At 56.0% G+C, this 26,661-nt stretch carries 27 protein-coding genes and 1 pseudogene; 16 read left to right on the top strand and 12 right to left on the bottom strand.

The window, feature by feature from the left end:
• Positions 1 to 60: 60 nt before the first annotated feature.
• Together PQU98_RS03580 and PQU98_RS03575 are read right to left on the bottom strand one after the other, a co-directional pair.
• Positions 61 to 1,578 (bottom strand): Y-family DNA polymerase, encoded by a 1,518-nt coding sequence (locus PQU98_RS03580; RefSeq protein ID WP_303649420.1) that lies wholly within the window; start codon positions 1,576 to 1,578, stop codon positions 61 to 63.
• The gene (locus PQU98_RS03575; protein WP_272743503.1) at positions 1,493 to 2,251 is read right to left on the bottom strand and encodes an ImuA family protein; all 759 of its coding nucleotides are present in this window, start codon (positions 2,249 to 2,251) and stop codon (positions 1,493 to 1,495) included. The genes PQU98_RS03580 and PQU98_RS03575 overlap by 86 nt, the downstream gene beginning before the upstream one ends.
• 400 nt (positions 2,252 to 2,651) lie before the next feature.
• Between PQU98_RS03575 and PQU98_RS17025 the strand changes: the two genes are divergently transcribed.
• Together PQU98_RS17025 and PQU98_RS03570 are read left to right on the top strand one after the other, a co-directional pair.
• A complete protein-coding gene (locus PQU98_RS17025; RefSeq protein WP_368408136.1) occupies positions 2,652 to 2,879 on the top strand; it encodes a transcriptional regulator domain-containing protein in 228 nt (75 codons plus the stop codon).
• Complete coding sequence (locus tag PQU98_RS03570; RefSeq protein ID WP_272743502.1) at positions 2,839 to 3,438, top strand: DUF2285 domain-containing protein; 600 nt, start codon at positions 2,839 to 2,841, stop codon at positions 3,436 to 3,438. Before PQU98_RS17025 ends, PQU98_RS03570 begins: the two co-directional genes overlap by 41 nt.
• 241 nt (positions 3,439 to 3,679) lie before the next feature.
• On the opposite strand, the gene PQU98_RS03565 is transcribed toward PQU98_RS03570, so the two are convergent.
• From PQU98_RS03565 to PQU98_RS03555, 3 genes are all read right to left on the bottom strand, one after another.
• The gene (locus PQU98_RS03565; protein WP_272743501.1) at positions 3,680 to 4,588 is read right to left on the bottom strand and encodes a HesA/MoeB/ThiF family protein; all 909 of its coding nucleotides are present in this window, start codon (positions 4,586 to 4,588) and stop codon (positions 3,680 to 3,682) included.
• Positions 4,589 to 5,134 (bottom strand): hypothetical protein, encoded by a 546-nt coding sequence (locus tag PQU98_RS03560; RefSeq protein WP_272743500.1) that lies wholly within the window; start codon positions 5,132 to 5,134, stop codon positions 4,589 to 4,591.
• A gap of 292 nt (positions 5,135 to 5,426) precedes the next feature.
• Positions 5,427 to 6,131 (bottom strand): multiubiquitin domain-containing protein, encoded by a 705-nt coding sequence (locus PQU98_RS03555; RefSeq protein ID WP_272743499.1) that lies wholly within the window; start codon positions 6,129 to 6,131, stop codon positions 5,427 to 5,429.
• A 180-nt stretch (positions 6,132 to 6,311) separates the two neighbouring features.
• On the opposite strand from PQU98_RS03555, the gene PQU98_RS03550 reads away from it, so the two are divergent.
• From PQU98_RS03550 to PQU98_RS03540, 3 genes are read left to right on the top strand one after another with little or no spacing between them, the layout of a single operon-like run.
• A complete protein-coding gene (locus PQU98_RS03550) occupies positions 6,312 to 6,641 on the top strand; it encodes a helix-turn-helix domain-containing protein (protein WP_272743498.1) in 330 nt (109 codons plus the stop codon).
• Entirely contained in the window at positions 6,638 to 7,153 is a 516-nt protein-coding gene (locus tag PQU98_RS03545) for an ImmA/IrrE family metallo-endopeptidase (protein WP_272743497.1), read from the top strand. Before PQU98_RS03550 ends, PQU98_RS03545 begins: the two co-directional genes overlap by 4 nt.
• A 9-nt stretch (positions 7,154 to 7,162) precedes the next feature.
• Positions 7,163 to 8,545, top strand: coding sequence for an exonuclease domain-containing protein (locus tag PQU98_RS03540; protein WP_272743496.1), 1,383 nt, complete (start codon positions 7,163 to 7,165; stop codon positions 8,543 to 8,545).
• 65 nt (positions 8,546 to 8,610) lie between these two features.
• Here PQU98_RS03540 and PQU98_RS03535 read toward each other — a convergent pair whose 3' ends face one another.
• The 4 genes from PQU98_RS03535 to PQU98_RS03520 are packed head-to-tail and all read right to left on the bottom strand — an operon-like array spanning position 8,611 to position 10,919.
• Positions 8,611 to 9,252: a C-terminal helicase domain-containing protein gene (locus PQU98_RS03535; RefSeq protein ID WP_272743495.1), complete on the bottom strand. Its 642-nt coding sequence runs from the start codon at positions 9,250 to 9,252 to the stop codon at positions 8,611 to 8,613.
• A gap of 4 nt (positions 9,253 to 9,256) precedes the next feature.
• The gene (locus PQU98_RS03530) at positions 9,257 to 9,895 is read right to left on the bottom strand and encodes a DEAD/DEAH box helicase (protein WP_272743494.1); all 639 of its coding nucleotides are present in this window, start codon (positions 9,893 to 9,895) and stop codon (positions 9,257 to 9,259) included.
• On the bottom strand, positions 9,892 to 10,329 hold the full coding sequence (locus PQU98_RS03525) for a hypothetical protein (protein WP_272743493.1): 438 nt from the start codon (positions 10,327 to 10,329) through the stop codon (positions 9,892 to 9,894). Before PQU98_RS03525 ends, PQU98_RS03530 begins: the two co-directional genes overlap by 4 nt.
• A 2-nt stretch (positions 10,330 to 10,331) precedes the next feature.
• Positions 10,332 to 10,919, bottom strand: a complete 588-nt coding sequence (locus tag PQU98_RS03520) for a hypothetical protein (protein ID WP_272743492.1) — start codon at positions 10,917 to 10,919, stop codon at positions 10,332 to 10,334.
• A gap of 304 nt (positions 10,920 to 11,223) precedes the next feature.
• On the opposite strand from PQU98_RS03520, the pseudogene ftsZ reads away from it, so the two are divergent.
• The 7 genes and pseudogenes from ftsZ to PQU98_RS03495 all read left to right on the top strand — a co-directional run.
• Positions 11,224 to 12,183, top strand: a pseudogene (gene ftsZ / locus PQU98_RS03515) (cell division protein FtsZ); the annotation flags it as partial.
• Between the two features lie 950 nt (positions 12,184 to 13,133).
• The gene (locus PQU98_RS03510) at positions 13,134 to 13,727 is read left to right on the top strand and encodes a hypothetical protein (protein WP_272743491.1); all 594 of its coding nucleotides are present in this window, start codon (positions 13,134 to 13,136) and stop codon (positions 13,725 to 13,727) included.
• Positions 13,728 to 14,106: 379 nt separating this feature from the next.
• Positions 14,107 to 15,156: an IS110 family RNA-guided transposase gene (locus tag PQU98_RS03505; protein ID WP_272743490.1), complete on the top strand. Its 1,050-nt coding sequence runs from the start codon at positions 14,107 to 14,109 to the stop codon at positions 15,154 to 15,156.
• Positions 15,157 to 15,536: 380 nt separating this feature from the next.
• The gene (locus PQU98_RS17020) at positions 15,537 to 15,965 is read left to right on the top strand and encodes a MerR family transcriptional regulator (RefSeq protein ID WP_368408135.1); all 429 of its coding nucleotides are present in this window, start codon (positions 15,537 to 15,539) and stop codon (positions 15,963 to 15,965) included.
• The gene (locus tag PQU98_RS03500; RefSeq protein ID WP_272743489.1) at positions 15,901 to 16,302 is read left to right on the top strand and encodes a carboxymuconolactone decarboxylase family protein; all 402 of its coding nucleotides are present in this window, start codon (positions 15,901 to 15,903) and stop codon (positions 16,300 to 16,302) included. Before PQU98_RS17020 ends, PQU98_RS03500 begins: the two co-directional genes overlap by 65 nt.
• A gap of 374 nt (positions 16,303 to 16,676) precedes the next feature.
• On the top strand, positions 16,677 to 16,919 hold the full coding sequence (locus PQU98_RS17015; protein WP_368408134.1) for a transcriptional regulator domain-containing protein: 243 nt from the start codon (positions 16,677 to 16,679) through the stop codon (positions 16,917 to 16,919).
• Complete coding sequence (locus tag PQU98_RS03495; RefSeq protein ID WP_272743488.1) at positions 16,882 to 17,481, top strand: DUF2285 domain-containing protein; 600 nt, start codon at positions 16,882 to 16,884, stop codon at positions 17,479 to 17,481. The genes PQU98_RS17015 and PQU98_RS03495 overlap by 38 nt, the downstream gene beginning before the upstream one ends.
• A gap of 37 nt (positions 17,482 to 17,518) precedes the next feature.
• Here the strand turns inward: PQU98_RS03495 and PQU98_RS17010 are convergent, their stop codons facing one another.
• Both PQU98_RS17010 and PQU98_RS17005 read right to left on the bottom strand, forming a co-directional pair.
• Positions 17,519 to 17,857 (bottom strand): helix-turn-helix domain-containing protein, encoded by a 339-nt coding sequence (locus PQU98_RS17010; RefSeq protein WP_368408133.1) that lies wholly within the window; start codon positions 17,855 to 17,857, stop codon positions 17,519 to 17,521.
• Between the two features lie 147 nt (positions 17,858 to 18,004).
• Positions 18,005 to 18,328, bottom strand: coding sequence for a helix-turn-helix transcriptional regulator (locus tag PQU98_RS17005; protein ID WP_368408132.1), 324 nt, complete (start codon positions 18,326 to 18,328; stop codon positions 18,005 to 18,007).
• 200 nt (positions 18,329 to 18,528) lie between these two features.
• Here PQU98_RS17005 and PQU98_RS03490 point away from each other — a divergent pair, with 200 nt between their 5' ends.
• From PQU98_RS03490 to PQU98_RS03475, 4 genes are all read left to right on the top strand, one after another.
• Entirely contained in the window at positions 18,529 to 19,161 is a 633-nt protein-coding gene (locus PQU98_RS03490; protein ID WP_272743487.1) for an RNA polymerase sigma factor, read from the top strand.
• Positions 19,162 to 19,237: 76 nt separating this feature from the next.
• Positions 19,238 to 20,173, top strand: coding sequence for a FecR family protein (locus PQU98_RS03485; protein WP_272743486.1), 936 nt, complete (start codon positions 19,238 to 19,240; stop codon positions 20,171 to 20,173).
• 115 nt (positions 20,174 to 20,288) lie between these two features.
• The gene (locus PQU98_RS03480) at positions 20,289 to 22,838 is read left to right on the top strand and encodes a TonB-dependent receptor plug domain-containing protein (protein ID WP_272743485.1); all 2,550 of its coding nucleotides are present in this window, start codon (positions 20,289 to 20,291) and stop codon (positions 22,836 to 22,838) included.
• Between the two features lie 11 nt (positions 22,839 to 22,849).
• The gene (locus PQU98_RS03475; RefSeq protein ID WP_368408131.1) at positions 22,850 to 24,994 is read left to right on the top strand and encodes an Atxe2 family lasso peptide isopeptidase; all 2,145 of its coding nucleotides are present in this window, start codon (positions 22,850 to 22,852) and stop codon (positions 24,992 to 24,994) included.
• Here PQU98_RS03475 and PQU98_RS03470 read toward each other — a convergent pair.
• Complete coding sequence (locus PQU98_RS03470; RefSeq protein WP_272743484.1) at positions 24,963 to 26,660, bottom strand: asparagine synthase-related protein; 1,698 nt, start codon at positions 26,658 to 26,660, stop codon at positions 24,963 to 24,965. The two genes, PQU98_RS03475 and PQU98_RS03470, sit on opposite strands and share 32 nt — an antisense overlap.
• Position 26,661: the final 1 nt, after the last annotated feature.

Below are 26,661 nucleotides of genomic sequence, written 5' to 3'. Positions count from 1 at the left end.
GGGTGCGAGCCATGTGCGGATTGGACTGTGCGGGGGCTCATAGGGGCTTGATAGGCGTGATCAAGCGAAAAGGCCGTGCATATACCAACTCTGATCGCCGGTGGCATCAAACTCACCATCGCCCATTCGAAACACCCAGTAGCGTTTGCCAGTCTCATCGACGAGGTAGTAGTAATCCCGGATCGATTCCAGCTCAGGATCACGCTTCCACCATTCCCCAAAGACCCGTTCAGGTCCATCGGCCTGCATGACCCGGCGCCGTATGCCACGCCACTTAAAGGTCCGGGGTGGACTATCCGGCAACAAGGCCAGAACCTCAATGGCTTCAGGCCGGGGCAAAAGCCGTGTCGGCCGCTTCCAGTCATGAGCCCACGGCGTTTTAACCGCGCTCATGGGGCTGATCCACTGCACGCTGCGCTCAGGCAGGTCAGAAGCGGCCGGGCAGGGGCGCTCAATGGTGTTCTCCCCTAGTCGATTGGCCAGAATATCAACCAGAGAGCCGACGTCCGGCGTGTCAGGGCCGATCAGACTGGAGTGCAGTTGGCGCGCCCCCAGGGGCTCCGTCAGTGTGGCGGCCAGGCTCATAACCTCAATCCCAAACCCCGGATCAACAGTATCGAGCTTATCCCCGAGCAACCGCGTTAACTGTTTAACATCCCGCAAAGGGCGCGCCGTCCCAATCCGAACACTTTCCACCCGGTTGTCGACCCGCTGACACAACAGATCGGCGGTGCGGACCCCAAGCCCCGCCACTTCCAGCGCGTCACACAATTGAACAATCAGCTTGAGTGCGTATCGCCTGATCGTCTCGGGTGCGCCAATGGGCTCGGCAAAGACACGCTCCACCCTAATAGTTTTAGCCTCAACCGCCGCCTTGATAGGCTCCCGCTCACGACCGAACGCCTGATCCAGCCGCCGGCCAAGCTCCGGGCCAAACCGCAAGGTCAGCGGTGCCCGCGGCTGAGAGGCCAGATCGCTTATGCGCTCAAACCCCAGTCCCCTTAGACTGTCAACGAGGGCGGGGGAGAGCCGTAGGCTGGCCACCGGCAAGTCGAGAAGAACCTGAGCGGTTTCGCCCGGCGGGGTAATAGGAGACACGCTGCGACCAAAACGCGCCAAAGCATGGGCCGCACCCCAAGTGTCAGCCAAAGTCGGCACGGCGGTAATCCCGGTCTCGCTAAGGCGCCGGGTAACCGTCTCGATCATGTTAGCTTCGCCGCCATGCAGGTGATCCGCCCCCGTCGTGTCGATCACCAGCCCGTCGGGGGGATCGGCGGCAACCACAGGCGACAGGCGTAGCGCCCATAGCGCTAATCGTTCGAGGGCTTGAGCATCTTCGCGGGGATCGGCGTCCATCAGGACAAGATCGCTGAACAGGGCTTGGGCTTTCACTATGGCCATGCCGGGACGCACGCCAATTTTTTGCGCCAGGTCATCCACGGCGGTCACCACCCGTTTGCCGCGCTCAACCCCTTTTAAAACCAGAGGGACCTCACGCCCGGGCGCCCCAGATCCCGACGTCCGGCGCAGCCGTTCGGTCGGCCAATACGGAAGGTAGAGCGATAAAACCCTGCTCATCACAAGCGTCCACTATAAAATCGGCGCAATTCGCACCTTGCACGCGTAACAATTCCAGCGCCCAGCGGGCCCGGGCAACGCCAGGCACGCTCAAGGCTTCCGGCATCACCTCGCTTACCCGCCATTTGGTGCGCGCCGCCGTCGGTTGCCCGAAATCCCCGGCCTCCGTCTCGCGCCGCCAGCGTCTTAAGGCTAAAGCCAGCGTACCCGTGCTTTCAGCCGCAAGCTGCAGGCGTCTTGATGTGGTCATGTCAAGTTTGGCGACCTCGGCAACCACCGCCGTTAGGCTGCCGTGGCGCAAGCCTTCTTCGAACGCCAGAAGCACAGATTTTTCGTCATCAACCCTGACCCGGATCAAACGCTCCGGAGGCAGACCTGCCTGAGCAATGCCGGGGGGAAATAAATCGAGGCGGGTTAGACACCACAGCACCTGGCCACCCGTCCGGGCCGCAATGCCGGCACAAAATCCGGCGGCTGCCGCGCCATCAATGGCCCCGGAGCCGCCACCGGCCACCTCATGCAGAGAGCCTAACGCCAGGCCGCCCCCCGGCAGCCGTTGATCAATCTCCCGGATGCCAAACGGCAGGTACGTCCGCTCGCGACCATCAACGGTTTCCAGACGTCGGATACGGGCTCTGAGATCGGTGAGGGTGGAACGGGACGGGGCGGGCACAGGTTTGCATCTTTCTGAGGCATGAGGGCGCTTTACATTAATTAAGTTCTCTTTTTGTTCCATAAGCGTGGTGGGAGTCAATAGGACGATGGGGGAACGTCGCTCAGATCTAATGCTGACAGAATATGGCGGTAGGGGGATGGAGTCTGGATAAGTTCTACCGGCGCAAAGGGTTAACCTATGGACAGACGGTATATCTTAACCATGAACTTTTTTGCGTGAAGATAGGGTTGCAGGTTACGGGGAGGGCGTAAAGCAAAGGCTAAACACCTATACAATCAGTGGGTGAGTTGCGGACTTGAATTGCATCCAAATAGCGATTTCAATTCGCGGATACGTCGTTTGCGGCATTATCATACAGGGGTGGGTATGGGGATTTAGGCCGTTGGCGGAGGAAGAAATGGCGCAAGTCGATTGGAGGGAGGCCTCGGCCTATCACCCTTTGCTCAAAATGGACCGCGCCGGTTGGGCCTGGCTGTGGTTGCGCCGAAATGAGCGTTATCGCGACCGGGGAGGGCGCGACTTAAACATCGATCTTAAACCTGTGCGAAATGAGGTACAAATCATCCGTGCGAGATCGGCTTTTGATGCCGGTCACTGGGGGGTATCCTTTCGTCGTAGGCGCTGAACACGATAAGGCATGCGTATTCTGGCGTCCGGATTGGGACAAATCAGTGCTGATGGTGCGCACCTTACCCGCCTTTACACCTGAGAACGCGTTTGATCTGCATAGCTATGGTGCGCTCGCCACTGTCCTGATCCTGGAGGAAGGCTTCGAAGTGGTACTGCTGACCGATGGTGTCAGGCATCTGCAACTGTTCGTTCTTGAAGGTTCAGTCCTCAATGGGCCGGTTTATCTTCGCTATGCCTTGTCAGGCTTCAATCATTTGGAAACGCGCATATTAAGTCTGCGGCGCTTGATTGGTCTCCACCAGCACCGCCAGTTCGTACCAAAGCTATACCCGATGGAAACGAAGGCCGAGCGGTGGGTTTTAGCGCTAAGAGCATTTGATGGGTATCTGGAGGGGGCGAGCCAAAGGGAAATCGCCATCGGCTTGTTTGGCCGTAAGGCCGTTGAAGATGACTGGAATGGTCAGTCAGATTTCTTGCGCTTACGGATCAAGCGGCTTTTAAGCCACGGGCGCTTCATGACCCAGGGCGGCTATGGGCGGTTACTAGGTAGGTGAGTGCCGGATGACCTCTTTCCGGAAGACCGGAGTTGGCCCTTAGCGGACACTCACTGATTTTACGCAGCGGCGCAAACCGGACATTCCGTCGGGTTCGGCCTATGGCCTTAAGCGGGCGGTAGAGCTGTTTCCAATGCAGACATATAGCTTCAGGTCCTAGTGCGCCGTTATCAGCCATTGCCTCTGCGCGATCATCTCAAAAACAGATATTGTGAGCGCTTGCAAATTTGGTGCGCGAAACCTAATTCTTCCGTCGAATTTGCGCCCAGAGCGCTTGCCACCATGACAACCTTTCTGGAGTTGGTGACACTGCTTCGGCGAAGACCGTTGTGGAGTTGAGCAAGTGCTTTCGAATGTCAAACCCCGGATCACCAGTGTCTTCAGCGCGATAGTGGTGGCATCCGTGGACCAACATTCGGTCGAGGCCTTCGCGGCGCTTCACCGTATGCTCGTTGCCATCATACTCAAGATAGATGGAGTCGCTTGGCCGACCGTGCCAAGGCGTCAGTATTTGAATGCAAAGTCCAACCGCGCTGGAAGCAAGGACACCATTCGGCCAGATGACCTGGGGCTTGCCGCCGGCGGCACCATAGTTGCGCGCCTCTCGATCAAGGTCTTCTTCCCTCACCACACCAAAACATTGAAGGCATGGTCGCCCAGGCATAGAAAGTACGACCTGGCCAGAGACGAAAAATTCGCCTTCTCCAATCGGGTTCACATCCATCCCCATATCTATGTAAGGGATCATGAACCGCCGACAGAAGCCTTCAAGTTCGTGCTTGGCCCTCACAGAGTCAAGCCCGCCTATGATCAGGTCGCAGCACTTGAATTCATCGATGAAGGCCTGCCAGTGTTTGGCAGCACCCTTAATGTCAGCATTCGGGTTGATGCCGAGGATTAGGCGTCGCGCGATTTCAAACTTTTCGGTTTCGGGCGCGATGTCGTCGAACCGCCCCCCGACTAGTCGATTTAGGTTTGAATCCTCAAGGCTGTCATCGTCCACCAAGACGAAGGTACCGATTCCCACGTGGGCCAACTGCTGGGCGACGTGCGAGCCGCCGCCGCCGAGCCCCGCAAGGCCGACTTTCGCATTGCGCAATACCGTATCGGAATTCGCGCCGAGGAAGCTTTGCCGATCCAACCAGGCCATCTACATATCTCCGTATTTCGATAACGGGGCGCCGACGGCAACGATGTCGACGAAGGATCGAGCTTGATGGTCGGGACCGAGCCATAGGAGCCCATTGGCGCAATCATCACTCAGCACTACGATCCCGTGAGGCATGCGCGGCACCACGTTGAAGAAGCTCGGTACGAAGTCGCCGGCGCTTTGCTTGTCCACGCCGCTGAAATGCTGTCGGCCACATCCACCATGAGTGTGAATGTGAAGGATCGCGGCCGGCGGACGGTAAGCCGCCTGAAGTGCTTTGCGCATTGCGCCCGGGCCGATCTTCACTCCGACCGATGGGTCAGGCATGTAGTCCTCTTCGTCGACGGGACGGTAGGTCCTTGCGGTCAGCAGAAGGTCGGGACCCAGCAGCGCCGAAGCGCCCGCCGTCAGAAAGCCGACCCGTTCATGCGCGAACGCATGACGCCGACCGAGATCCTCCCGGATGGCCGCCAACATGGCTGACGTAATTTTCAGGCACACGTTCATCGAAAGGGCCTCATGTGGTTCGCCAGGATTTCGATCCATGGCAGATGAGCCGGAACATCGCGCCAGGATAGGACTTGCCAGGTACGGCCCATGATGACCGACTCCGTCCAACCAGCGGTGCTTGAATGCGGAATTGCCCGCTCCAAATAGAGGCGGGTTGGATAGCTATCGCGCGCGTGAGGCCAAAGGAGCGCGTCCAAGATGTGAACCTCTCCCTTGGGCCCTATGATCTTGAGCCCCGGCAGATAGACAGCGATCGTGCCGCCCTCCTGCCAGGGCTCAGCCAGAGCGCACACGGCCTTCAACCGCGCGATCTCATGGTTGAGATCGGTCATGACGAGTGACCGCAGTAGGCGTGCGAAACGAAGACCAGCCCTTCGTGAACATTGACAATCTGGTTAGGTTTCAGTTCTTTGAACTCGCCGTCAGGTTTGATCAATTCGAGGACGTAGCCCGGCTTGACGCCGAACGAAGCCATCAGTTCCGCCACCGTGTAGTCACGGCGTTCGAGCTGGAAGACCGCCTCATTATAGATCACATCGACCAACTTCGGGCGCTTACGCAGCTTCAAACGCTCGACACCATCGGAGTCCAGATCGACGAAATCATGATCGTGAAGGACAATGTCGCCATCATCGCGATCCAGGACCAAGACGTCTTCCGGGTGAGCCCCTGCCAGTGTCTTGGCGTGACACACAGCGAGCGCCGATTTCGGCCATTCGAAGCTCAAGCCATCGATGGTGAATCGACGATTGCTGAAGCCTTCGATAACGAAGAAGCGGGTGACCTGGCCGATCGACAGCGTGACGCTTTCGGTCGGGCGGATCGACTCGATTTCGCCAGACGGCAGCTGTTGGAGGACCGCGTAATCCTCGACGGGGTGCTTGCCAGCGGCAGCGCAGATCTGGACGCCAACGACCTTTTCGTCGTCCGTCTCATGGCGCTGAAAATCGAAATTCTCATTGCCGGTTTCGAACACATACACGCGGCGGCCGGGATGACCGTTCACGCCTTCATTGGGGGGAGGAACACTCATAGGAAAAACAATCCTTCAACTGGCCGCCAGCATAGGGATGATGAGAGCGGTGTCGCTATAAAGCACAGACGACTCAATAAATGTCAATGATAAGCACGTATTTATTCATAATGTTTTTATCACAAACATATATTGTTTGTGCTATTGACATCAACGGCCGTTACGGCCTAGCGTTACAACATGTCTGAAATGGAACTATATAAGGTCGTCGGAGCGGCGGTCGCAGCGCAACGCAAAAAGCTCAATTTGACCCAGGCTGAAGTTGCCAAGGAAATTGGCCTAACAAGAGCCTCACTGGCCAATATTGAGACAGGAAGGCAGAAGTTTATGCTGCATCATATTTATAAATTGGCGAACGCCTTATCTTTATCGTCGATATCGGAATTGGTTCCGCCTGCGTTTTTGTTCAGTGCTGAACCCGACAATATTCAGTTGTCCGGCAGTTCGATTAACGACGTTCAACTGGCGCAAGTAAACCAATTTCTACGCTCGATGGGCCGCTCGTCGTGAGCGTTTTGCTAGAAATTCAAGCCGCTAGAGACGTGATTTCCAGGTTTGAAGTCAAGTCGCCACCCGTACATGTCGAGCGAATCGCAAAATCGTTAGGTATCACTATTCAATACGGCGCCTTTGACGACAAACTCTCCGGCATGGCCTTCATCAAGGACGGTGTGAAGGTCATTGGGGTCAACAATGCCCATCACCCGAATCGCCAACGGTTCACTATTGCACATGAACTGGGGCACATGATTTTGCACCAGCAACTTCTCGAAAGTTCAGTTCACGTCGACACGGGCACATTGCGGCGTGATTTCTTGGCTACGACAGGGAGCGACCCCATAGAGATTCAAGCGAATCGGTTTGCTGCTGAACTACTTATGCCCGAGACCTTCCTGAGAGAGTTCCTGAGGGATAAGAGCCTGGACGTTGAGGACGAGGAAAGCCTATCCGAATTGGCTCGACGGTTTAAGGTCAGCACAATGGCGCTTCAATTTCGGCTGCTGGCGTTTCAGGAGCCCTGATAGATCAATATGCCCCTGATTTTCTACGACGTTGAAACCACGGGCTTGAACAGAAGCTTCGATCAGATTTTGCATTTCGCCGCTGTTAAGACGGACGACAATCTGGTTCCAATGGATCGGTTCGAAGTAAAGTCTAAATTGCTACCTAACGTCATACCTGCGCCAAAAGCGCTGAGTATTACGGGACTTAGTCTCTCTGAATTGCACAGTGAAGATCGCCTCTCTCATTATGAGATGGTTCGCGAGATAGTTCAGAAGCTGACTTCGTGGGGCCCAGCAATCTACGTTGGTTTCAACTCGATCAAGTTCGATGAAGAGTTTCTGCGCCAAGCATTTTTCCAGACCCTACATCCACCTTACTTTACCAGTCTAAACGGCAATCTGCGGGGGGATGCTTTGCATGTGGCCCGCGCGACGGCGGTCGTCGCTCCAGGTGTGCTGCAGGTCCCAACGGCGCCAACTGGCAATCCAACTTTTGCCCTGCAGGCATTGGCCGCTGCAAACAACATTCAGGTCAGAAAACAGCATGATGCGGCCGCCGACGTTGAAACAACCATTGCGTTATGCGCTCTGATACGATCGCGAGCGTCAAATATCTGGTCAGCCTTCCTGCGTTTCGTGTCAAAGCAAGCAACGAATGCTTTCATCGCGAACGAGCCCGCTTTCGCCCTGCTGGAAGTGCGTGGCGGCATTCCTGGTCTCACAATGGCAGCAGAACTGGGACGCAGTATTAGCGATCAAAACCTGGTTCATTGCCTTGACCTACGAGCGAATGCCCACGCGATGGCGGAAATGACCGACGAGGATCTCGATGCGCTGGCGGGGACTTACGACGGCGTCTTTCGTAGTTTCCGTACAAATGCCTCGCCCATGCTTTGGGCAGCGTGGGACCTCGACGATGCTTCCGTCACCGGTATCGGTTGCGATCAGGCCGAAGAGAGCGCAGCATTCATAGCTGATCATCCCCAACTCAAGGCACGGCTGCTTGCCTTAGCCCGATCTAAAGAAAAGTTTTATCCCCAGTCGATACACCCCGAAGAGAGACTACATGGTGAATGGATCTCGGATTTAGACGCACGGCTGTCTGTCGATTTTCATAATTTGCCCTGGGAAAAGCGAGGCAGCATCGTCGACAGGATGACAGACATTCGATTGAAAACTTTTGCTGCTCGACTGGCCTATTTCGAACGCCCCCACTTGCTTACCGAACAACATCGCACAGAAATAAGTAGGGAATTTAAGGACCGAATTTGCGTACCGGCAAGCGGTCCATGGCGGACAGCGTCACAGGCTCTGGAAGAAATCGCGACCCTACAGTTAGAGGCTGAGCCCGCACTGAAGTACAGCTTTGACAACTTAAGGGCGTATCTACAAACTCTTCTCACTGCTTGAAATAAAGAATTCCTGACATGAGCACACAGAGCCCAAACATAAAAAGATAAGCCTGTTAAGATAGATCAAGCCGTCTCGGCAAAATCATCTAGATCGTTGAATAATGAAACGCTCACCTTCCGGATACCAACCGAATAAGTTGTTTCGCGGAGGCCCGCTACCATATTGTCGAGTTTTTCTTCCTCACCAGTGCCTTTGTAATATAGAATATAGGTGCTTTTGCGATTTGTGAGGGTGCTCCGAATCCGGCTAACCTCCTGCCACGTGACGTCGTCGCGCGACTTGGGGCTGTAGAAGACGGCGAAATCGGCCTCGGGCAGATCGAGACCGCGCTTTCCGGTGTCTCGCGTGATCAGCAGGAGCAAGCCGTCAGTCTGGCGGAACTGGTCAAGCGTTTGGTCGTTCTGCGACGGCTTCTTCTGGCCGTGAACGGTGACACAAGGATAGCCGACCGCAACAAGCTCCGCTTCTAAGCGTTCTAGGATGCGAATGTTGCGGAAGAACAGGACCCCGCGCTGCCCGGGGTGGCGCTTAAGGATACGGAATAGGGCCTCAGCCTTGCGGCCCAGCCGCGGATACATAACCTTAGTCCCGTCCGGGCCCTCCGGCGGTCCATCGATCCGGCTGACCTGGGCTTCGTATTTGCGCTCGAGCTCCTGATCGTAGCGAAACGTGTCGGCGACATAGGACGACACGTCCTGGGCCATGTCTTCATAGACGAAGTCCGGCAGGTGACTTAGCCACTGCAGGCGTCGTCGCACTGACCATGAGAAGGCGACAGTCCCTCGGCAAGGCCGAGAGCAGGTTTTCGATCGCCTCGTGAAACGTGACCACGGCATCGGCTACGCGGTAGCGCAGGGTCAGGAAATGATCGAACTCATCGATGATCAGAAGCGATACCTGCGACAGGATCTTCTCAGAAATCACGCCGGCTGCCAGACGCGTCCCCATGAATTCCGGCATGCCGAAGATGACCCGGCCGTGGCGGAATTTGGCCATGACATGCCGGTCGTCCTCGCGCGGATCGGCACCAACCGCCGTCGCCGGGAAGGTCGGGTTGAGCCAGGCTGATCTCGTGCCCAGTTGGTTGAGCAGCGTCCTCCGCGGCGCGGTGAAAAGCACGCGGCCGACGGTTCGGTTCTGGAGATAAAGCGCTGCCGCCATGCCGCAGATCAGGGTCTTGCCGGTGCCGGTCGGGAGCGTAAGGACGGCGTGGCGCCCGGCCAGAAGGGCATCCGCGGCCTTATAGGCCGCGGTCACTTGGTAGGCGCGCAGATCATATGCGTTGAACTCGGCGCCGCGATCGAGGGCTTGGCGCAGAAAGGTCCTGGCCTGCGGCTTGGTGATCATCCCTGGGGCTTGAACTGCGCCTTGATGTCAGCCGTCAGAGCCCTACCCAACTGCCAGCCGCTATAAAGCAGGAAGAGTTCCAGGACGATCATGATCCCGAAGAAGCTATAATAGAGCGGCACGAAGATGCTGGGAAAGACCACCTTCAGATGGCAGCTGACATCATGGAAGAAGTAGATGACGCCGATGGCAAACCCTAGGATGATGACCGTCATGATGAACGGTTGCCAGGTATATATCTCCGCCATGGTATAGCGGCACTCCCGCCGGGCGGAGATTTCTTTCTCGTCCGACCCGTTGTTCATGTCCCATTTCGTCCGCAGGCCCTGGAGCTTGGCTAGCCAGTTGCCGAGGTGGACGGAAAAGAGGCTGACTAGGACGCCGAATAGGCTCATCAACGATCCGGCGAGCGAGGTCAGGGTTGTGGGCTCCACGATCAGTTCTCCAGTTTTGCGATCAGTTTCGGAAACAGCATCGACGGCACATCTAGGGTCCGGCGGCCTGGCGAGGTGCTTTTGTTGACCGGCGGCGGCAGTTCAGCCTCTACCTCGTAAAGTTCCTCGAGGATGACGCTCAGTTCGCGGTAACTGACATTGTCGATGGATACCGGGACATATTTGAAGGCGTCGCCACCTTTGTTGTTCTTTTCAGCCTCAGCGTTCTTCGTCTTGAGCGCCGCCAGCAGGTTCGCCTTGCTCTTCTTGCGCCACTCGGTCTGCTGCTTCTCGAGCAGAACGCGGGAGATATAGGCGGCGCGGCCATAGGGGACGGAAAAGTTGTTGAAGATCTTCTCCGCCGAGGGTGCCTCACCCGGATAAAAGACCGGCAGGAGTTCTGTCAACCATTCGGTGTGCTGCTCCGTCATAGACTGGTGACGGACCTGGCCGTTCATCCAGCCCAACATCTGCTGAAGGGCGAATCCCGCCAGTTGCGCACGTTTTCCGGCATCGGCTTCCAACTGCTTGCCGATCACGGGCGACAGGGACGCAATCAGGGCGTCATCGATCTCGACTTCAAATTTCACGGCACCACCCAAATATTAATTTCAATCTGAGATAGCGGAGTTAGTTAAAAAAAGTAAGAGGCAAACCTATACAAAGTGAAGCCATACTAAAATTTCACGCCTAGATCGGGCGAACTTGTCAAGCCCAAGAGCTCGGACTCAGAATCACAAGGTCGGAGGATCCAAAACGCGAAAACCTATTTCGCCGCGAGCTGAGATCTGACGAAGCCGGAATTCGGCTTATCAGCTATTGGCAAGTATGAAAGTTTGAACTATCACAATCATTGAGGGAAATTTTGCGAGACTTAAAGCTTCTGGATCTTAAATGAGTGATCGTCCAGTAGGATTGCGGATCATCGTGTTCGGCGTTGGTGGCGCTGGGGGTAATGCCGTCAACAACATGATCGAAGCCGGCCTTGAAGGGGTCGAATTCGTCGTCGCCAATACCGACGCGCAGCAATTGCAGTTTTCCAAAACTGACGCGCGTGTGCAGCTTGGCATTGGCGTGACGCAAGGCCTTGGGGCCGGTGCGCATCCCGAAGTCGGCATGACCGCCGCCGAAGAATCCATCCATGAAATCGCCGAACACCTCGAAGGCGCGCACATGGTCTTTATCACCGCCGGTATGGGCGGCGGCACGGGCACGGGCGCGGCGCCCATTATCGCGCGCGCGGCGCGTGAACGCGGCATATTGACTGTCGGGGTCGTGACCAAGCCGTTCTCGTTCGAGGGCCGCCACCGTATGCGTCTGGCCGATGCCGGGATTTCCGAGCTGCAACGCTATGTCGATACGCTGATCATTATTCCTAATCAGAACCTTTTCCGCATCGCCAATGAGCGCACCACCTTTGCCGAAGCCTTTGGGCTGGCGGATCAGGTGCTGCATTCGGGCGTACGCTCCATCACCGACTTGATGGTGCTGCCGGGCCTGATCAACCTCGATTTCGCCGATGTGCGCTCGGTTATGTCCGAAATGGGCAAGGCTATGATGGGTACCGGCGAAGCTTCGGGCGATGACCGTGCCATGCAGGCGGCGCAAAACGCCATTCAGAACCCGCTGCTGGATGAAACCTCGCTTAAGGGTGCCAAGGCTGTGCTGGTCAACGTGACCGGCGGTCTGGATATGACCCTGCTTGAGGTCGACGAAGCGGCCAATGCGATATCGTCTGAGGTCGATCCCGACGCCAATATCATCTTTGGGGCCGCGTTTGACCCATCCCTTGAGGGAAAATTGCGCGTCAGCGTCGTTGCCACCGGCATGGACAATGTCGCTCAGGCACCGCCCACATCTCGTGAGCGTAGGGGCTTTACGCCGGTCGCTCCCCTGTCACCAATTCCAAAAGCACCTGAGACTCGGCAGCGCATCGTTGGCCGCATTGTTGACCCCAACGTCGATGACGATGGCCGGGCCATTTCGCGCGCGGCACTCAACAGTGGCTCAGGCCCAGCAAGGCCAAACGCAGCGCCCAGCGCAACGGACGCTCCTCCGCGACGCCATTCGTCGGATGAAGAGACTCGCCATTCGATCTGGAGTGTTTTCCGTACACGCCAGCGCGAGGATTCTTCAAGCGAGCGATCCGCTGAGCTATATCCCCCACTTGCTCGACAAACTCCGACTAATCAGAAGCATGTAGAGACTGAAGGTGAGCCATATACCACTAAAGTGCGTAGTCCGAACGACGCCACTCGAAATACTGAGCACAGTTCTGATTTAAAAATCAGCGAACGTCTTCTGATTACGGCCGACACGAATGATAAGGCAAAAATTCGGCTTGAGATGCTATTTTTAAAGATAAAGCATGAGCTTTCTGGAACAGATTTATTAGCAATATGCAGAAATATAATCGAATACATTTACACATCAAATGTTGAAGAAGGGTCAATCATTACATACGAACACCTATCCAATGGAATTGGAATGGATATGACTGACATAAAATTTCTTTCTTCTATTAATTTTATTTCGAATTCAAATTTCCAAATATTTACCCCTAAGTATTTGTTTGTTGACGGTGAAATATGTCGAAAGCTTCTTTCTCAAAAGGAAATTAGTCATGCAAAATCTGCAGGCGGTCTTGCGCATCCTGTATACCACAGCAAAATAGATGATTTTGAGAGGTACTTGATTCCCGTTTTTGAAGTTGGGTCCGCTTTTGAAAAAATTGAAGATGACTCGGGTATTCCAGAATTCCTCCGACGGTTAGCCAATTGATCTCTATTAGCGATGAAAATTTCATGACTTTAACTGACTTACGCAATCGTTTCGCGGAGTCAGTTCCTGCACGCATTTTAATGGATATGACCTTTGCATCAAATTCTGCGGAACAAGTTCGTGCTGTTGAAGACGCAATTGATTACATAGCACAAGACATGGTTCGACACCGCCAAGCATACCAGGAAAAGAAAGAAGACGAGCTAACAATTTATATAGTCGCCTGCTTAAGATCTATGGGATTTCGAGCGGCGCACGATACGCAATTTGGCGGTCATTGCGATATTGTTGTGGAGGGGCGAGAGAGTTTTCTTTGGATAGCGGAAGCAAAGATTTACAGAGGCTATTCAAAGTTAATTGAAGGGATTCACCAATTAAATTTCAAATATGGTACAGGATTAAGAAATCAATCAAACGCTGACCTTATAATATATCACTATGAAAAACGTGTTGATATTATGCTGCGCGAATGGTTGGAGCGAATACGAAAAGAGTTTCCAAACGATGTAGTATCCGGATGCGATCGAGACGATTTGTCGCTTCGTTCAATTCACCTACATGAATCTACTGGTAGAGAGTTTTTTATCCGACATAAAGCTATTCCTCTACAACTTTAACGAAAGTTTTACTCCGAAGAAAACGACGGCCGGACCACAAGTTGCCTTAAACCTAGCCATGGAAAATAGCTTTGCGGGTGAGCACATTTAGCTGTCGTTCCTTCAGCGGGCTAGCGGCTTTCTCAGAGACTTAGAGCAATTGATATACTCGGCGCAACTCGGCAAAACGACCATGGGTAGCAATATAGTCCACAGGCAAGCTCATGAGTAGTAGCTACTTGTGATTTAGGTCATCGAGTTCGTTTGCCCAATGTCCGCTTTTCCTTCGCGCGACTTTGTGTGTCGTCGAACGGAAATGTCCGGTAATGGGATGGACCGGCTGCTTCCCTTGCGGAACAGTTGGCGTAAACTGCTCCGCTCCACTTTGGAGAAGCATCCCATGGGCAACATTCCTCAATTAGCCTCGATAGGCATCGATATCGGCAAGGACGTGTTTCACCTTGTCGGGTTCAGTACAGACGGCCAGATCGCGTTTCGCCGTAAAATCAAACGGTTGGCTTTGGTCGAGACTTTTAAGACGTTACCGCCTTGTATTGTCGGCATGGAGGCGTGCCTCAGTGCCCACTTCGTCAGCCGATCCCTGCGACGGCTTGGTCATGATCCGCGTATTATCCCAGCGATATATGTGAAGCCGTTTCTGAAGGGACAGAAGAACGACTACAATGACGCAGAGGCTATTGCAGAAGCGGCGCTGCGACCGAACCTGTCGACCGTAACGGAGAAGACGCAAGATCAGCTCGACCTTCAGGCTTGTCATCGCGTTCGCTCCCGGCTGGTATCGCGGCGGACGGCCACCATCAACCAGATCCGCGCCTTCCTGATCGAACAGGGCATCACCGTCAGGGTTGGCGTTCGGGCCTTGCGCAACTCATTGTTTGAGATACTGAAGAACAGGCAGGATGAGATATCACCACGCATGAGCGATCTGATCGTAGGCCTTTATGAAGATTGGCTCTGGCTCGATGAACGCATCGAGACCGTTAGCGGCGAGATCGAAGAGATCAGCCAGTCTGAGTCTAACTGCAAGCGCCTGATGAGCGTGCCTGGTATCGGTCCATTGATCTCTACGGCCGTCGTTGCGGCTATCGGCACAGGTGAAGCCTTCGACAGGGGCCGTGACTTTGGCGCCTGGCTCGGTCTGATTCCGAAACAGTTTAGCACGGGCGGGCGCACGATACTGGGGCGCATTTCCAAGCGTGGCAGCCGATACCTGCGAACTCTGTTTGTACAGGCGGCCAATGTCCTGCTGATGCGACCTCAAAACTGGGAGAAGTTCAGCTTCGGAGAGTGGCTCACCAATGCTGCAGCGCGCATGCATCGAAATAAGCTGGCGGCGGCCTTGGCCAACAAACTTGCCCGAATTGCCTGGAGCGTCCTGAACACCGGCAAAGCATTCGACACCCACAGAATCGAGGTCGAGGCGATTTAACCGCCGTCCTCTACCAAGTTCGCGATTGAGACAACTGCATGGAACGGATCGATAAACACACCCTGAGCCTGGGCGCCCAATTGGTCATTGAACGACCTGTCCGCTAATGAGGCCAAACGTGTGTGCGTATATCCATCAAGGCCACGGCTCGCATGCCGACCAAACAGGCCGAATACATATAAGCGACTTCTGCTATCCCTGCATATTCTCACTTGCGATCGGCAGCCGGTCCATACATTTGGGCGCGAATGAGACTGATCCCGCAGATGGTCCAAGGGTGTCAGAAATTAAAGACCTCCATTTTTCACATAAAAACACTATTGACTTAGAGTGCACTCTAACTCGTATCTGTTGATGCGTCGTGACGAGAACAGGTGCTCATGAAGATCGGTGAACTGGCGAAGCGCTCGGGATTGTCAGCCCATACCATCCGTTACTATGAACGGATCGGGCTACTTCCCTGTGCGGACAGGGACCAGTCGAGCCAGCGGGACTACGACGCATCAATCCTGATCTGGATCGAATTCCTTGGGCGTCTGCGAACGACCGGGATGCCGATCAGGGACATGCTGCGTTATGCAGCTCTGCGGGAGAGCGGCGTCAGTACAGAGACAGAGCGGCGAGAATTGCTGGAACAGCATCGTGAGCGCGTCCGCACCCATGCTGCCGAACTCCAGGCCTCTCTTCTCGTCCTCGACAGCAAGATCGCCGGGTACGCCGGTCAACAACAGAGGATGAAAGATTTTGACGCAACACCACCAGAGCGCCGACGAAAGCCGACTGGAACGCGGGCAGCGCGCGTTCGCTGATATCGACGGCCAGGCCGGAGAGAACGTCGTCGCCTCGCTTGCAGATATAGCGCCCGACTTTGCGACCTATCTGATCGAGTTCCCGTTCGGAGATATCTACAGCCGCCCCGGACTCGATCTGCGCGCCCGAGAGATTGCTACCATCGCAGCGCTGACGGCCATGGGCAACGCTGCTCCCCAACTGAAAGTACATATCGAGGCGGGCCTGAACGTCGGACTGTCACGGGACGAAATCACCGAGATCATCATGCAGATGGCGGTTTATGCCGGTTTCCCAGCGGCGCTCAACGGGCTGTTTGCGGCCAAGGAAGTGTTCGCGAACATGTCCGCGACATAACTGGGCCACGAAGGATCATATGCCGAGGCGTCTGATCATGGGAGTTTGCGGTTTGGCTTGGTGACTGCTTCTGGCGCATGGCAGTAAGTGCGCTATTTCCTAGATCGAAATCCGTGGTTAGACAGAAAGTTGCTGAGAAGTTCTCATCCAATCTCGATATCTCGATATCTCGAAAATCGGGAGTCTTTTTTCGGGCTTTCAGTCAGCCGCACCCCCTATCGCGGGTACATTTCTGACTGTGGCATTGTCACAAACATTAAGGGTGTTTGTGAATAACAGCGTGACCTGTGGATAAAATCATTTCTTAAATGCCGTAAACGGCATTATCATACTTATGGTGAACAAATTACCTAAACGCGGTCAACGCAGTAGGCATGGAGTTGCGGATGATGACGTGCGCTGATCAGTGGAGGGACGGGGCCGCCTACCGGCCGCTTGTCGAAATGGATAGGGTTGGCTGGGCGTGGGCATGGCTTAGGCGAAACCCTCGTTATCGGGAACGACCGCAAAGCGAGATGCCTCCCATTAGCTTCCCCCAGCAGCGCGGGGTCAGAGTAGTTCGTGCACGGTCGGCCGTAGATGCCGGCCAATGGGGGGTATCCTTTCGCATTGGATGAGGTGTCCTTTGGTGATACGGCGCGTGTGTTCTGGCGACCGGACTGGGATAGATCGGTTCTTTTGGTGCGCACGCTGCCAGCCTACAGCGCAGAAAATGCTTTTGACTTGCACCAGTATGGGGGCTTGGCCAACGTCCTGATACTCGAAGAAGGCTTTGAGGTGGTGCTGTTGACCGATGGCGTTCGCCACCTTCAGCTCTTTGTTCTCGAAGGTTCGGTTTTGTCGGGGCCGGTATACCTTCGCTACGCACTGTCCGGGTTCAAGCACTTGGAACCCCGGATTATGAGCCTACGTCGACTGGTGGGGTTACACCAGCAGGGCAGGTTCGTGCAGAAGCTCTATCCCATGGAAACCAAAGCCGAGCGGTGGGTTCACGCTTTACGCGCGTACGACGGTTACACCGCAGGTGCCAGTCAGCGTGATATTGCCATCGCTCTGTTCGGAGAAAGCGCTGCGGACGAGTGGGCGGATGGTTCGGATTATATGCGGCTAAGGGTGCGACGACTGCTCGCCTATTCCCGGAGCATGATTGACGGGGCCTACAGCGATTTAATTAAATGAGGGAAGCCTCCCGATAGCTGTCTTTGTAATCCGCAACCTACGTGCGCCGTGTAAGAACGCTATCCAGCACGCCACTGACCCAATCCAGATCCGTATCGGACATCTTTGCAAGGCGAAGCATGATTGTCTGTAACTTTGGATTTTCGACTACTGGGTTATTGGATGCGATGCTGAAGAGTTCACCGACATCTATATCTAGTGCCGCGCATAGCCGTTCTATGTTTGGAAATCTCGCACCCGACCTACCGGTTTCCATACGGCCGATCATATCTCTACTTAAACCAGCCGCTTCAGCCAACTCAGCTTGAGACATGCCTTTTCGTTTCCGATGGGCGGCTAGTAATGAGCCGAATCTATCCGCAAGTTCACTAGACATATCTACTTGGGTAAGCGGAAAATCAAACCATTGAAATTAATCTGGTTTCCTTATAATTATTATGCGGAAGTAGAGTGCGCGTGTGCATTTAATTTGTCGATTTTTATAATGCGCATGCCACTTCTGAAGAGCCGATTGCAACGCCTTTCACTGTCTTCTTGTCAACACGACTTCGAGCACATTCTCCACCCAATCCAAATCGGAGTCGGGCAAATTGACTAGCCGCAGTAGGATAGATTGTAGCTTCGGATCTCCCACCACGGGATTTGAGACGTTGAGACTAAACAATTCGGAATAGTCAATTTCAAGTTTCGAGCAAATAAGTTCGATGTTTAGGAAGTTAGTCCCATGTTTCCCGGTCTCGATTAAACCGATCATTTCGCGCGTCAAGCCGACTTTTTCAGCTAGTTCAGCCTGCGTGAGATCTTTGTCCCTGCGATGTGCAGCGAGTAAAGCTCCAAATCTAGACATTAAATCATTTCCCATGCCTCATGGTTGTTCAATTTCACAAATAAATAAATTGAAGTGAATTTCGCTTAATTATAATGCGGAAATCAATTGCGCATTCAGTGATAAAATGTCACATTTTTAGAAAGTGCATTTAGTTTCTGAGTGAAAAAGTGAAGCCTCCGGGACCAAATTCTGCGATTCAAGATGATCGGCTCGTGCAAGTGTTGCAGCGTCGCTATAGTTCTGCGGCTCAGGAATTGCCTTGGATTCGTGATGTTGACCGCTGGTTTGCCGATTTCGTCGTGCCGTACGAGCGCCAGTACCTTTGGTTAGCAAAGCGCTTGATGGGCGAAGAGGAGGCAGCTCGCGATCTGCTGCATGACGTCTATGCGGAGTTGCTCACAGGTGAGACGTGGCGGTCCACCAAGAGGCCGCACACGTGGGTGATGCGAGCGGTCCTGACGCGCGGCGTCGACCGTATCCGCCGATCCAAAATCGTTTCGATGCGGGCCTTACCCGATGTCGAAACGCTGGAATTCGCAACGCAGAGCCTTGATGGATTTGAAGCAGTGTCCGTTCGCGAGCAGGTTCGCGCCGGCCTGGACGCGATCAACACCTTGCCAGACATGACGCGGCGCGTTCTGCTCATGCGCAGACTTGATGGGCTGTCTGTGAAGGAAATTGCCCACCGACTGGGCCTGACGGTCAAGGGGGTTGACTACCATATCGCTCGAGGGGCGTTTCTCTTCAATCAGGCCATGATGGACGCTGGCTTTGAAGGCGTGGACACACTAGGGGGAGGGGGCTTTGCGCTTAGTGGCGGAAAGCGCAAGATCGTTCGAGACGTCGATTAGACTACCGCTTAAAATTGAACTATGCTCCGGTAGAAACACCTAAGCGTATCCTTGGGCTGAGCGGAATGACAATCGCATGACATCGGAAGCTTCCACCATCGACGAACTCTCTGAGATCGCCGCGCAGTGGTTTGCGCGCATGGACAGCGGTGAGGGGGATCACGCTGAGTTCGAAGCTTGGCGCGCGGCCGATCCGCGCAACGCCGCTGCCTTCGCCCGTGTCTATGCCTCCATGCGCCAGTTGGAAAAACTTCGGGGGCTGACCGCCCCAGTCGAACCTTTGCCCCAGCCTACGCGTCGAACGATTTTGACGTCTGGCCGCATCGCCGCAGGTGTCGTCGCCATGGTGGCCCTAGGCGCGGTAGCCGTGAACTTCGGCAGCGGTCGCGTCCGCGCCGAGACGGTGGTGGGTGAACGTAAAGCTGTGAAGTTTCCCGATGGAAGCCTACTCGAACTTAATACCGACACGCAGGTGGAGTGGCGGCTGACGGAGGGGCACCGTGATCTGTGGCTGAAACGGGGTGAAATCGCCATACAGATCGCGCCGAACACCAAGGCGTTACGCTTGCAGGCCGGGAAGCACGCCGCTGATTTGGCTCCTGGGGAATATATCGCCCGACTGCGCGACACCTCTCTGGATTTGATAAGTCTGTCCGGCACCGCGACGATTGCTGGCGGGGGCACGCCTCTGGTGAAAATTGCACCGAGGCAGGCCGCGATCGTGACGCATGGGGCGGGGCGGGTGCGGCCGGTATCGTCGAACGATATGGACTTCTTGACGGGATGGCGAAACGACGAGCTGGTTCTGAATGGTCAGGTCCTGAGCGAAGTCGTTGAGGAGTATAATCGCTATCTCGACAAAAAAATTATCATCGCCAACCCAGAGCTGGGCGGTATCACCATGGGGGGGCGGTTCGCCAATCACGATCCCTCAAAACTTCTCGCCGGTTTGGAAGCGTCCTTCGGTATCCATGTGGCGCATGAAAGCCACAGCATCATACTTTCTCGATAAAACGTATTTGTCCGTCTAGGGATTAAATCTTACTCTCTCAATTAGGGATGAGGCTCGCCCGTTCGCATAACGGCCGCCTGTCACGAAAGTGACGTACATCTGAGGGGATAAGTTCATGTATGTAAAATCGCGTTCCTTTTGGGCCACTCGCACCTCGGCCTGGGCGCTTGCCGCTGGAATGGTTGTGCTATCTGCGTCTTGCGCGGGAGCCGACGATGGCAAACGCGCCTATCACATCGAAGCCAGATCGACGGCGTCGGCGTTAAATGAATATGCGCGTCAGTCTGGCGTCGCCATCATGTTTGATTACAGCGAGGCGGCCAAAACCACGGCGCCAGCGGTGAATGGCAACTTCACGCGGGCAGAAGCGCTGGCGTTTCTTTTGGCCAATACCCGCTTCGTCGTGGCCTCCGAATCCGATAGCGCTATTTATTTAAAGGTGTCGGAGAGGCAAGCCAGTGCAATCGGTGACGCCGCCGTCGAAGAACCCACCGAAGTTGTGGTAACAGGCACCCGCATTCAGGACGCCTATCCAACCTCGCCTGTACACGTCGTGTCACGCAAGGACATTGAGCGGTCAGGTTACAGCCAGACCGGTGATCTGATCCGCAGCCTGCCGCAGACCTTCGCCGGTGGCCAGAATCCGGGCATGATGCAAAGTCCAATCGACACCAATAACAACACGTTCAATGCCTCAACCATAAATCTGCGCGGGCTCGGTACCGACGCCAATCTCGTCTTGGTCAACGGGCACCGTCTGGCCGCCGTTGGACCCTACGGCGGCAGCGATATCACCGGCATTCCGCTTTCAGCGCTGGCGCGCGTGGAAATCGTCACCGATGGGGCGTCCGCCCTCTATGGCTCGGACGCTGTGGCCGGTGTCGCCAACTTCATCATACGCAAAGATTATGACGGCGCAGAAATTGGGGCACGTCTGGGGGCCGCCACGCAAGGCGGCGACTTCGAGCAAAACTACACGCTGCTCATCGGGCGGGTCGGGGAGAGGGGGCATGCCCTCGTGCACCTCGACTATTCTAATCAGGACGAAATCCTGACCCAGGATCGAAAAGTTACCGCCAATGCCGGTCCATACAATACGCTGATGCGCCCGATTGAGCGTAAATCGGTCTTCCTCAATGGCGGTTACAGGCTTACCAGTCGCATCGAGTTGAGTGTCGACGCTCTGGTCAACGCGCATAAATCCGGCTCGACAATCCAATATACTCGTACGGGCACCCCCTATCTCGGTTTTAACGATGTCCGAAATTACATGCTGGCACCGGGTCTCGATGTGCGACTGGGCGGTGACTGGAGCCTGAAGGCTGATGTGACCGTTTCGCGCGGAGCCGGGTCTTATGGTTACGCGCCGCTGGGCGGTGTGGGATATACGGACTATTACCGTTCCCTTCTCAAATCCGGAGAGGTCTCGGCGACCGGCACACTTCTGACCTTGCCAAGTGGGCCTGTTAAATTGGCTGTAGGTGCGGGCTATCGTGACGAGGATTATCGCCGGGTCACCCCAGCCGTAGACCATTTCCGTCGCAAGGTCTCGTTTGCCTATGCTGAGGCCCTCATTCCAGTTGTCGCACCGTCGGAGAATCGGACCGGTTTGAACCGTCTCGACCTGACGGTGGCCAGCCGCGTGGAGGATTACGATCGATACGATCTGACCTCGACCTACAAATACGGGTTCCGCTATCACCCGGTGCCCGATTTGGCTATTCGTGGCTCTATCGGCACCTCCTTCAAGGCGCCGGGGCTCAGCGAATTAGCCAGTCCTGTGAACGCGTTACTGTACAGCGCGCAGACTATGGGGTCCGCCTCATCGGGGGTGGCTATGTTGCTCGTTGGCGGCAATGTCGATCTGAAGCCTGAGCGCGCCAAGACCTGGACCATTGGTGCCGACTGGTCGCCAGAGGCGTGGTCGGGTGCCCGTTTATCGGTGTCGCGCTTCCGCATAGATTACACGGACCGCGTTCTGGCACCGGTCACACCGTATACGCAGGCATTGTCCAACCCAGTCTATGCCCCATTCGTGACGCTGGCGCCGACACCGGCTCAACAGGCCGATGCCATTGCCATATCGCGCCGCCTGTCGAACTATAGCGGTCAGGTCTATGATCCCAACACCCTTGTAGCCCTGGCCGACAACCGGAAACTCAATGTCAGTCGCCAGGAAATTGAGGGCACAGATTTTTCGTTCCGCGCACCTGTAGATATTGGCGATCAAACTTTAGAGGTTTTCGTCAATGCGACCTGCCTAGATATCGTTCAGGTCACGGTGGAGGGGATGCCGGAACGCACATTGACCGGAACGGTGTTCAATCCGCCAAAAACGCGCGCGCGGGGCGGGGCGACATGGTCAGTGGGCACCTTCACAACCACGGCCATCGTCAACTACGTGGCGGGATCGCGCGATACCTTCGTCACACCCAATGGTGACGTGGGGTCATGGACCACCGTCGACCTGACACTGGTCTGGCGGCCGGAGGGGACGCGTGCCCTGTCGGATGTTGATATTAGCCTCTCGATACAAAATGCGCTGGATCGTGACCCACCCTATGCCTATGGCCCGGCGTTGACGCAGGAGGGCATTGCCTTTGATAGCGCCAACACATCGGCCATTGGTCGGTACGTGGCCCTAAGTCTGAAGAAGCGCTTCTAAAAGGGCCTCCCATGAATAAAGCCAGAAAAGGGAGCGGCGTTCGCCGCTCCCATGCCTCCCTGCGCGCCTGTGCGTGGGGCGGGGAGTGTTGCACAGGGGCGTTGATGGCGATGGCCATAGTCGCGATGGGCGCGGGGCCCGTTCTGGCGGACGCAACCGCACGCGATTTGGTCGAAGTCGTCGACCTGTCCGGTCTAGCTCTGTCCCTCGATGGGCAATGGGTCGCCTATCGCCGGGAACAGGCCCGCATAGAAGATAATAGCATCCAGTCACACTGGTACGTGGCGCGGGTTGCGGGCGGTGAAGGGCACCCTCTGAGTGACGGGGGTTGGCCACTGCGCGATAGCGCGGGGCAGTCTATGATTGAGGCCCCGCAGTGGTCGCCGGACGGCCGTTTTCTGTATTACCGGGCGGCCTTCAAAGGAGAGATCGAACTCTGGCGAGTCGAGGTGTCGACGGCACGGAGCGAACAAGTCACACGGGCGGGGGCAAATCTCCGGGACTTCCGCCTGAGTGAGGATGGCCGATGGGTAACAGCGTCGTTCTTCCCAAGTCGCGACGCGATCGCACGCGAGGAAGCACGTCAATATGCGCAAGGCGTACGTCTTGACGCATCCGTTCCCATCGGTCAGCCCTTATTCCGATCGAACCTAACAACGGGACAACCGTCGACGGTGCGTTACTCGGGGTCGTGGATGGATCGCGCCCCCCTACTGGCGGATCAGCCGCCGGTCGTACGGCGTCTGGATACGCAGAGCGGTGCGTGGAGCGAGGTTTCAGGCGATCTGGCCGGTGTTGTGAGCGCGAGCACGGCGCTGTCTGGTGAAGTCATGGCCGTGACATCACGGCAGGGACGTCGCGCCGCAATTATCGCTCAAACCAATGAGACGGTTATGGCGTCCTCCCGAACGCGCAGTCTCGTCGTAACAGACAATCGGGGGATGTCTTTGTCATGTGACGCGGTGGCCTGTACGGCAGGAATGCTGGAATGGCTCGTCTGGACGCCCGACGGACGGGCCGTTGTTTTCGCGTCACGGGACTACACGCGCGCGAACGCACAGAGCGTCTACCGATGGTTTCCGGATACGGGCAGGGTAGACAGGGTCGCCCGATCGAACGGCTTACTCAATGGCGGTCGCTTGCCGGAAGCGCCGTGCGCCGTCGGCAATTCCGTTCTCGTCTGCGTGGAGGCCGATCCCCGCACGCCGCCGAGATTGGTGGCTTTCCATGGCCAGGGGCGCCGGAAGGCCATGTTGGATGCCCCAAATCAGGGGCTCTTTGAGGGCAAGCCCCTTGTCGCGGAAACGCTCAACTGGGTGAGTGACGAGGGTCAGGCCTACAGCGGTATCTATTATCCGGCGACCGACGGAACGGGACCCGCCCCGCTTTTCGTCAACTACTACACGTGCCGGGGGTTCCTGCGCGGGGGCTTAGGTGACGAATGGCCGTTCGCCGCTCTGGCGGCGCAAGGAGTTGCCAGCCTCTGCATCAATAATCCGCCGCCGTCGCCGCGAAACGCCCTGACGCGCTACAATCGCGCACCGTCTGCCATCAGCGCCATCGTCAATCGCCTCAGCAAAGAGGGCCAGATCGACCGCTGCCGCGTCGGCATGGGGGGGCTGAGTTTTGGCAGCGAGGTCACCTATTGGACCATGATGCATTCTGACCTGTTAGCGGCGGCTTCGGTTACCTCTACGGCCATTTCGCCAAGCTACTACTGGTATCGCGGGTTCCGCGATCAGGCGTTTCGCGACGAACTGCGCGCGACCTGGGGGCTGGGCGCGCCCGAAGAGACACCAGAACGCTGGAAGGAGATTTCGCCGGCGCTTCAGATCGACCGCTTGCGCGTTCCCTTGCTGGCTCAGGTGCCAGAGCAGGAATATCTGGAAATGCTCGACTTTATTGTACCCATGCGTCACGCAGGTACGCCCGTTGATATGTATGTCTTTCCGGACGAGCCGCATATGAAGTTTCAACCCCGGCATCAGTATGCTGCTTACACTCGAAACATCGACTGGTTTCGCTTCTGGCTGGCTGACAGGATTGACCCATCCAACGAAAAGGCGGAGCAGTTCGCGATCTGGTCGAAGATGCGGGACGCATACAGGGCTTCGCCAAGAAGCGTCAGGTCGGGGTGCCCAACCGCCGCTTCGTAGACCGTAACCACGATTCCATGCGCGCCAGCTCGAACACCCGCTGAAACTCGCGGTCGCGTTTGGCGATGGGCTGGTTAAGATAGGTATTCAATGCCGCAACATCTATCAGGCCCGCGGTGGCCAGTTCACCTTCGCACAGGTAAGGTCGCAATTGATCGCGAGCGCGCTCATATACCTGGCCATAGTAGCCGACAAAGTTGCCTTTGCTGCGTCGGAGGCGGACGCGGTCTGGCAGGCGGTCAGCAAAGGCGTACCGGGCGATCGCGCGATTTTGACCCTGATCGGTCCACATCCACGTTGGGATGCGCAAGCACGTTTCCACGACGGGTTGGCACAAAAGCGGCAGATGAACCTGTGCGGTATAGCGTCGGCCCATGCCCTCAATAAAGAACTTCGAGGAAAGAGACTCCAATGCGTGTTGCGCCTTACCCGGCGGTACGCCGGGTGGTCGGGTCAGCCAGGGATGGTCGAACGGTTGGACGGCGGTGGCCTCATCGCTCAAAAAACGCCTTTCGGCTTTCCACCCGAGGTGCGGCTTAGCAAAAACCTTTTTCAGAACCAGCCTGGCGCCTTTCCAGAGCGTGATATTGTAGAGCGAACAAAGGTCATGCAGCGCTGTCCAGAAACGGGACCCAGGGCCGAACGTCAGTAATGCATCTGCCGCGCTGCCAGCGGTTGACAGGTAACACAACACACTGTCGCCACCAGCGCCCGTGAACAAGGTATCGGTGCGTGTTGGCTTAAAGTGGGTCACAGACATGCGATCAACCGCTGCCTGTAGCATCTCCATGCCCGGAAGAGGGTGCAAGGTCTCCGGTTCGACAATAGCTTCAACGGCCTCAAGGTCGAGTTCCTGATAACTCGTATCGATATTGGACAGGACGGAAACGTCACGCGCGTAGACGCGCTCGTCGGCGCCCGGCACAGGCGTGATCAGATTGAGGGCCGTCATTGGGAAGCCGCGTCCAGCCAGACAGCCTGCGATGATCGACGAATCCAACCCGCCGGAGAGTTCGATGAAGGCGTGCGTCAGGCCGTCGGTCAGCCGTGACATGGTGTGGTCGAGGCTTTGCCGAAGGGCGAAAGTGGCCTCTGGCAAGGTCCGAAATTGTCGATTGCGATCCGTAAAGGGCCACGGCGACCAGATAGGCTTTTGGACGAGGCTTCCAGCCTGCCAGACGCCACTGAATCCAGGCAGAATTTGCGAGATGCCGGTCAGCCCTGTGCGGCCGCCCGCGAGATTGGCATAAACCAGTGTCTGACGCACGAACGTCCAGTCGATGGCCCTGATGGGCAAACCCAGTCCCTGGGCGAGCGTCAGATCCGAGAAAATATAAAGGTGATTGTCATTAAGCGCCGTAAAGCAGTCGAGCGTGCTGAACGGTGAGCGGAGAACCTCCAGATAAGGGCGTTCGGCCGAGGCCGGGAACACGCAAACGAAATTTCCCCAACACTTGGTGAGGAGTGTCCGCCGCAAGTCCTCCGGCGTTATCTGGCCCAACAAGGCTCGTAGGCGCAGACGATCTGACACGTCTTGGTGATACACGTCACCGAACAAAAGAACATCGTTCTGGCATGCCAATCGAATATGGGGTGGTGGGGCGGGCGCGTCGACACGGCTCTGTGCCAAGCCGTGAACATTGTACTTGAGGGCAAACACCGTCACC

The organism is Asticcacaulis machinosus (assembly GCF_028550435.1).
Lineage (GTDB): Bacteria > Pseudomonadota > Alphaproteobacteria > Caulobacterales > Caulobacteraceae > Asticcacaulis > Asticcacaulis machinosus.
This window is presented reverse-complemented; position numbering and strand designations above follow the sequence as displayed.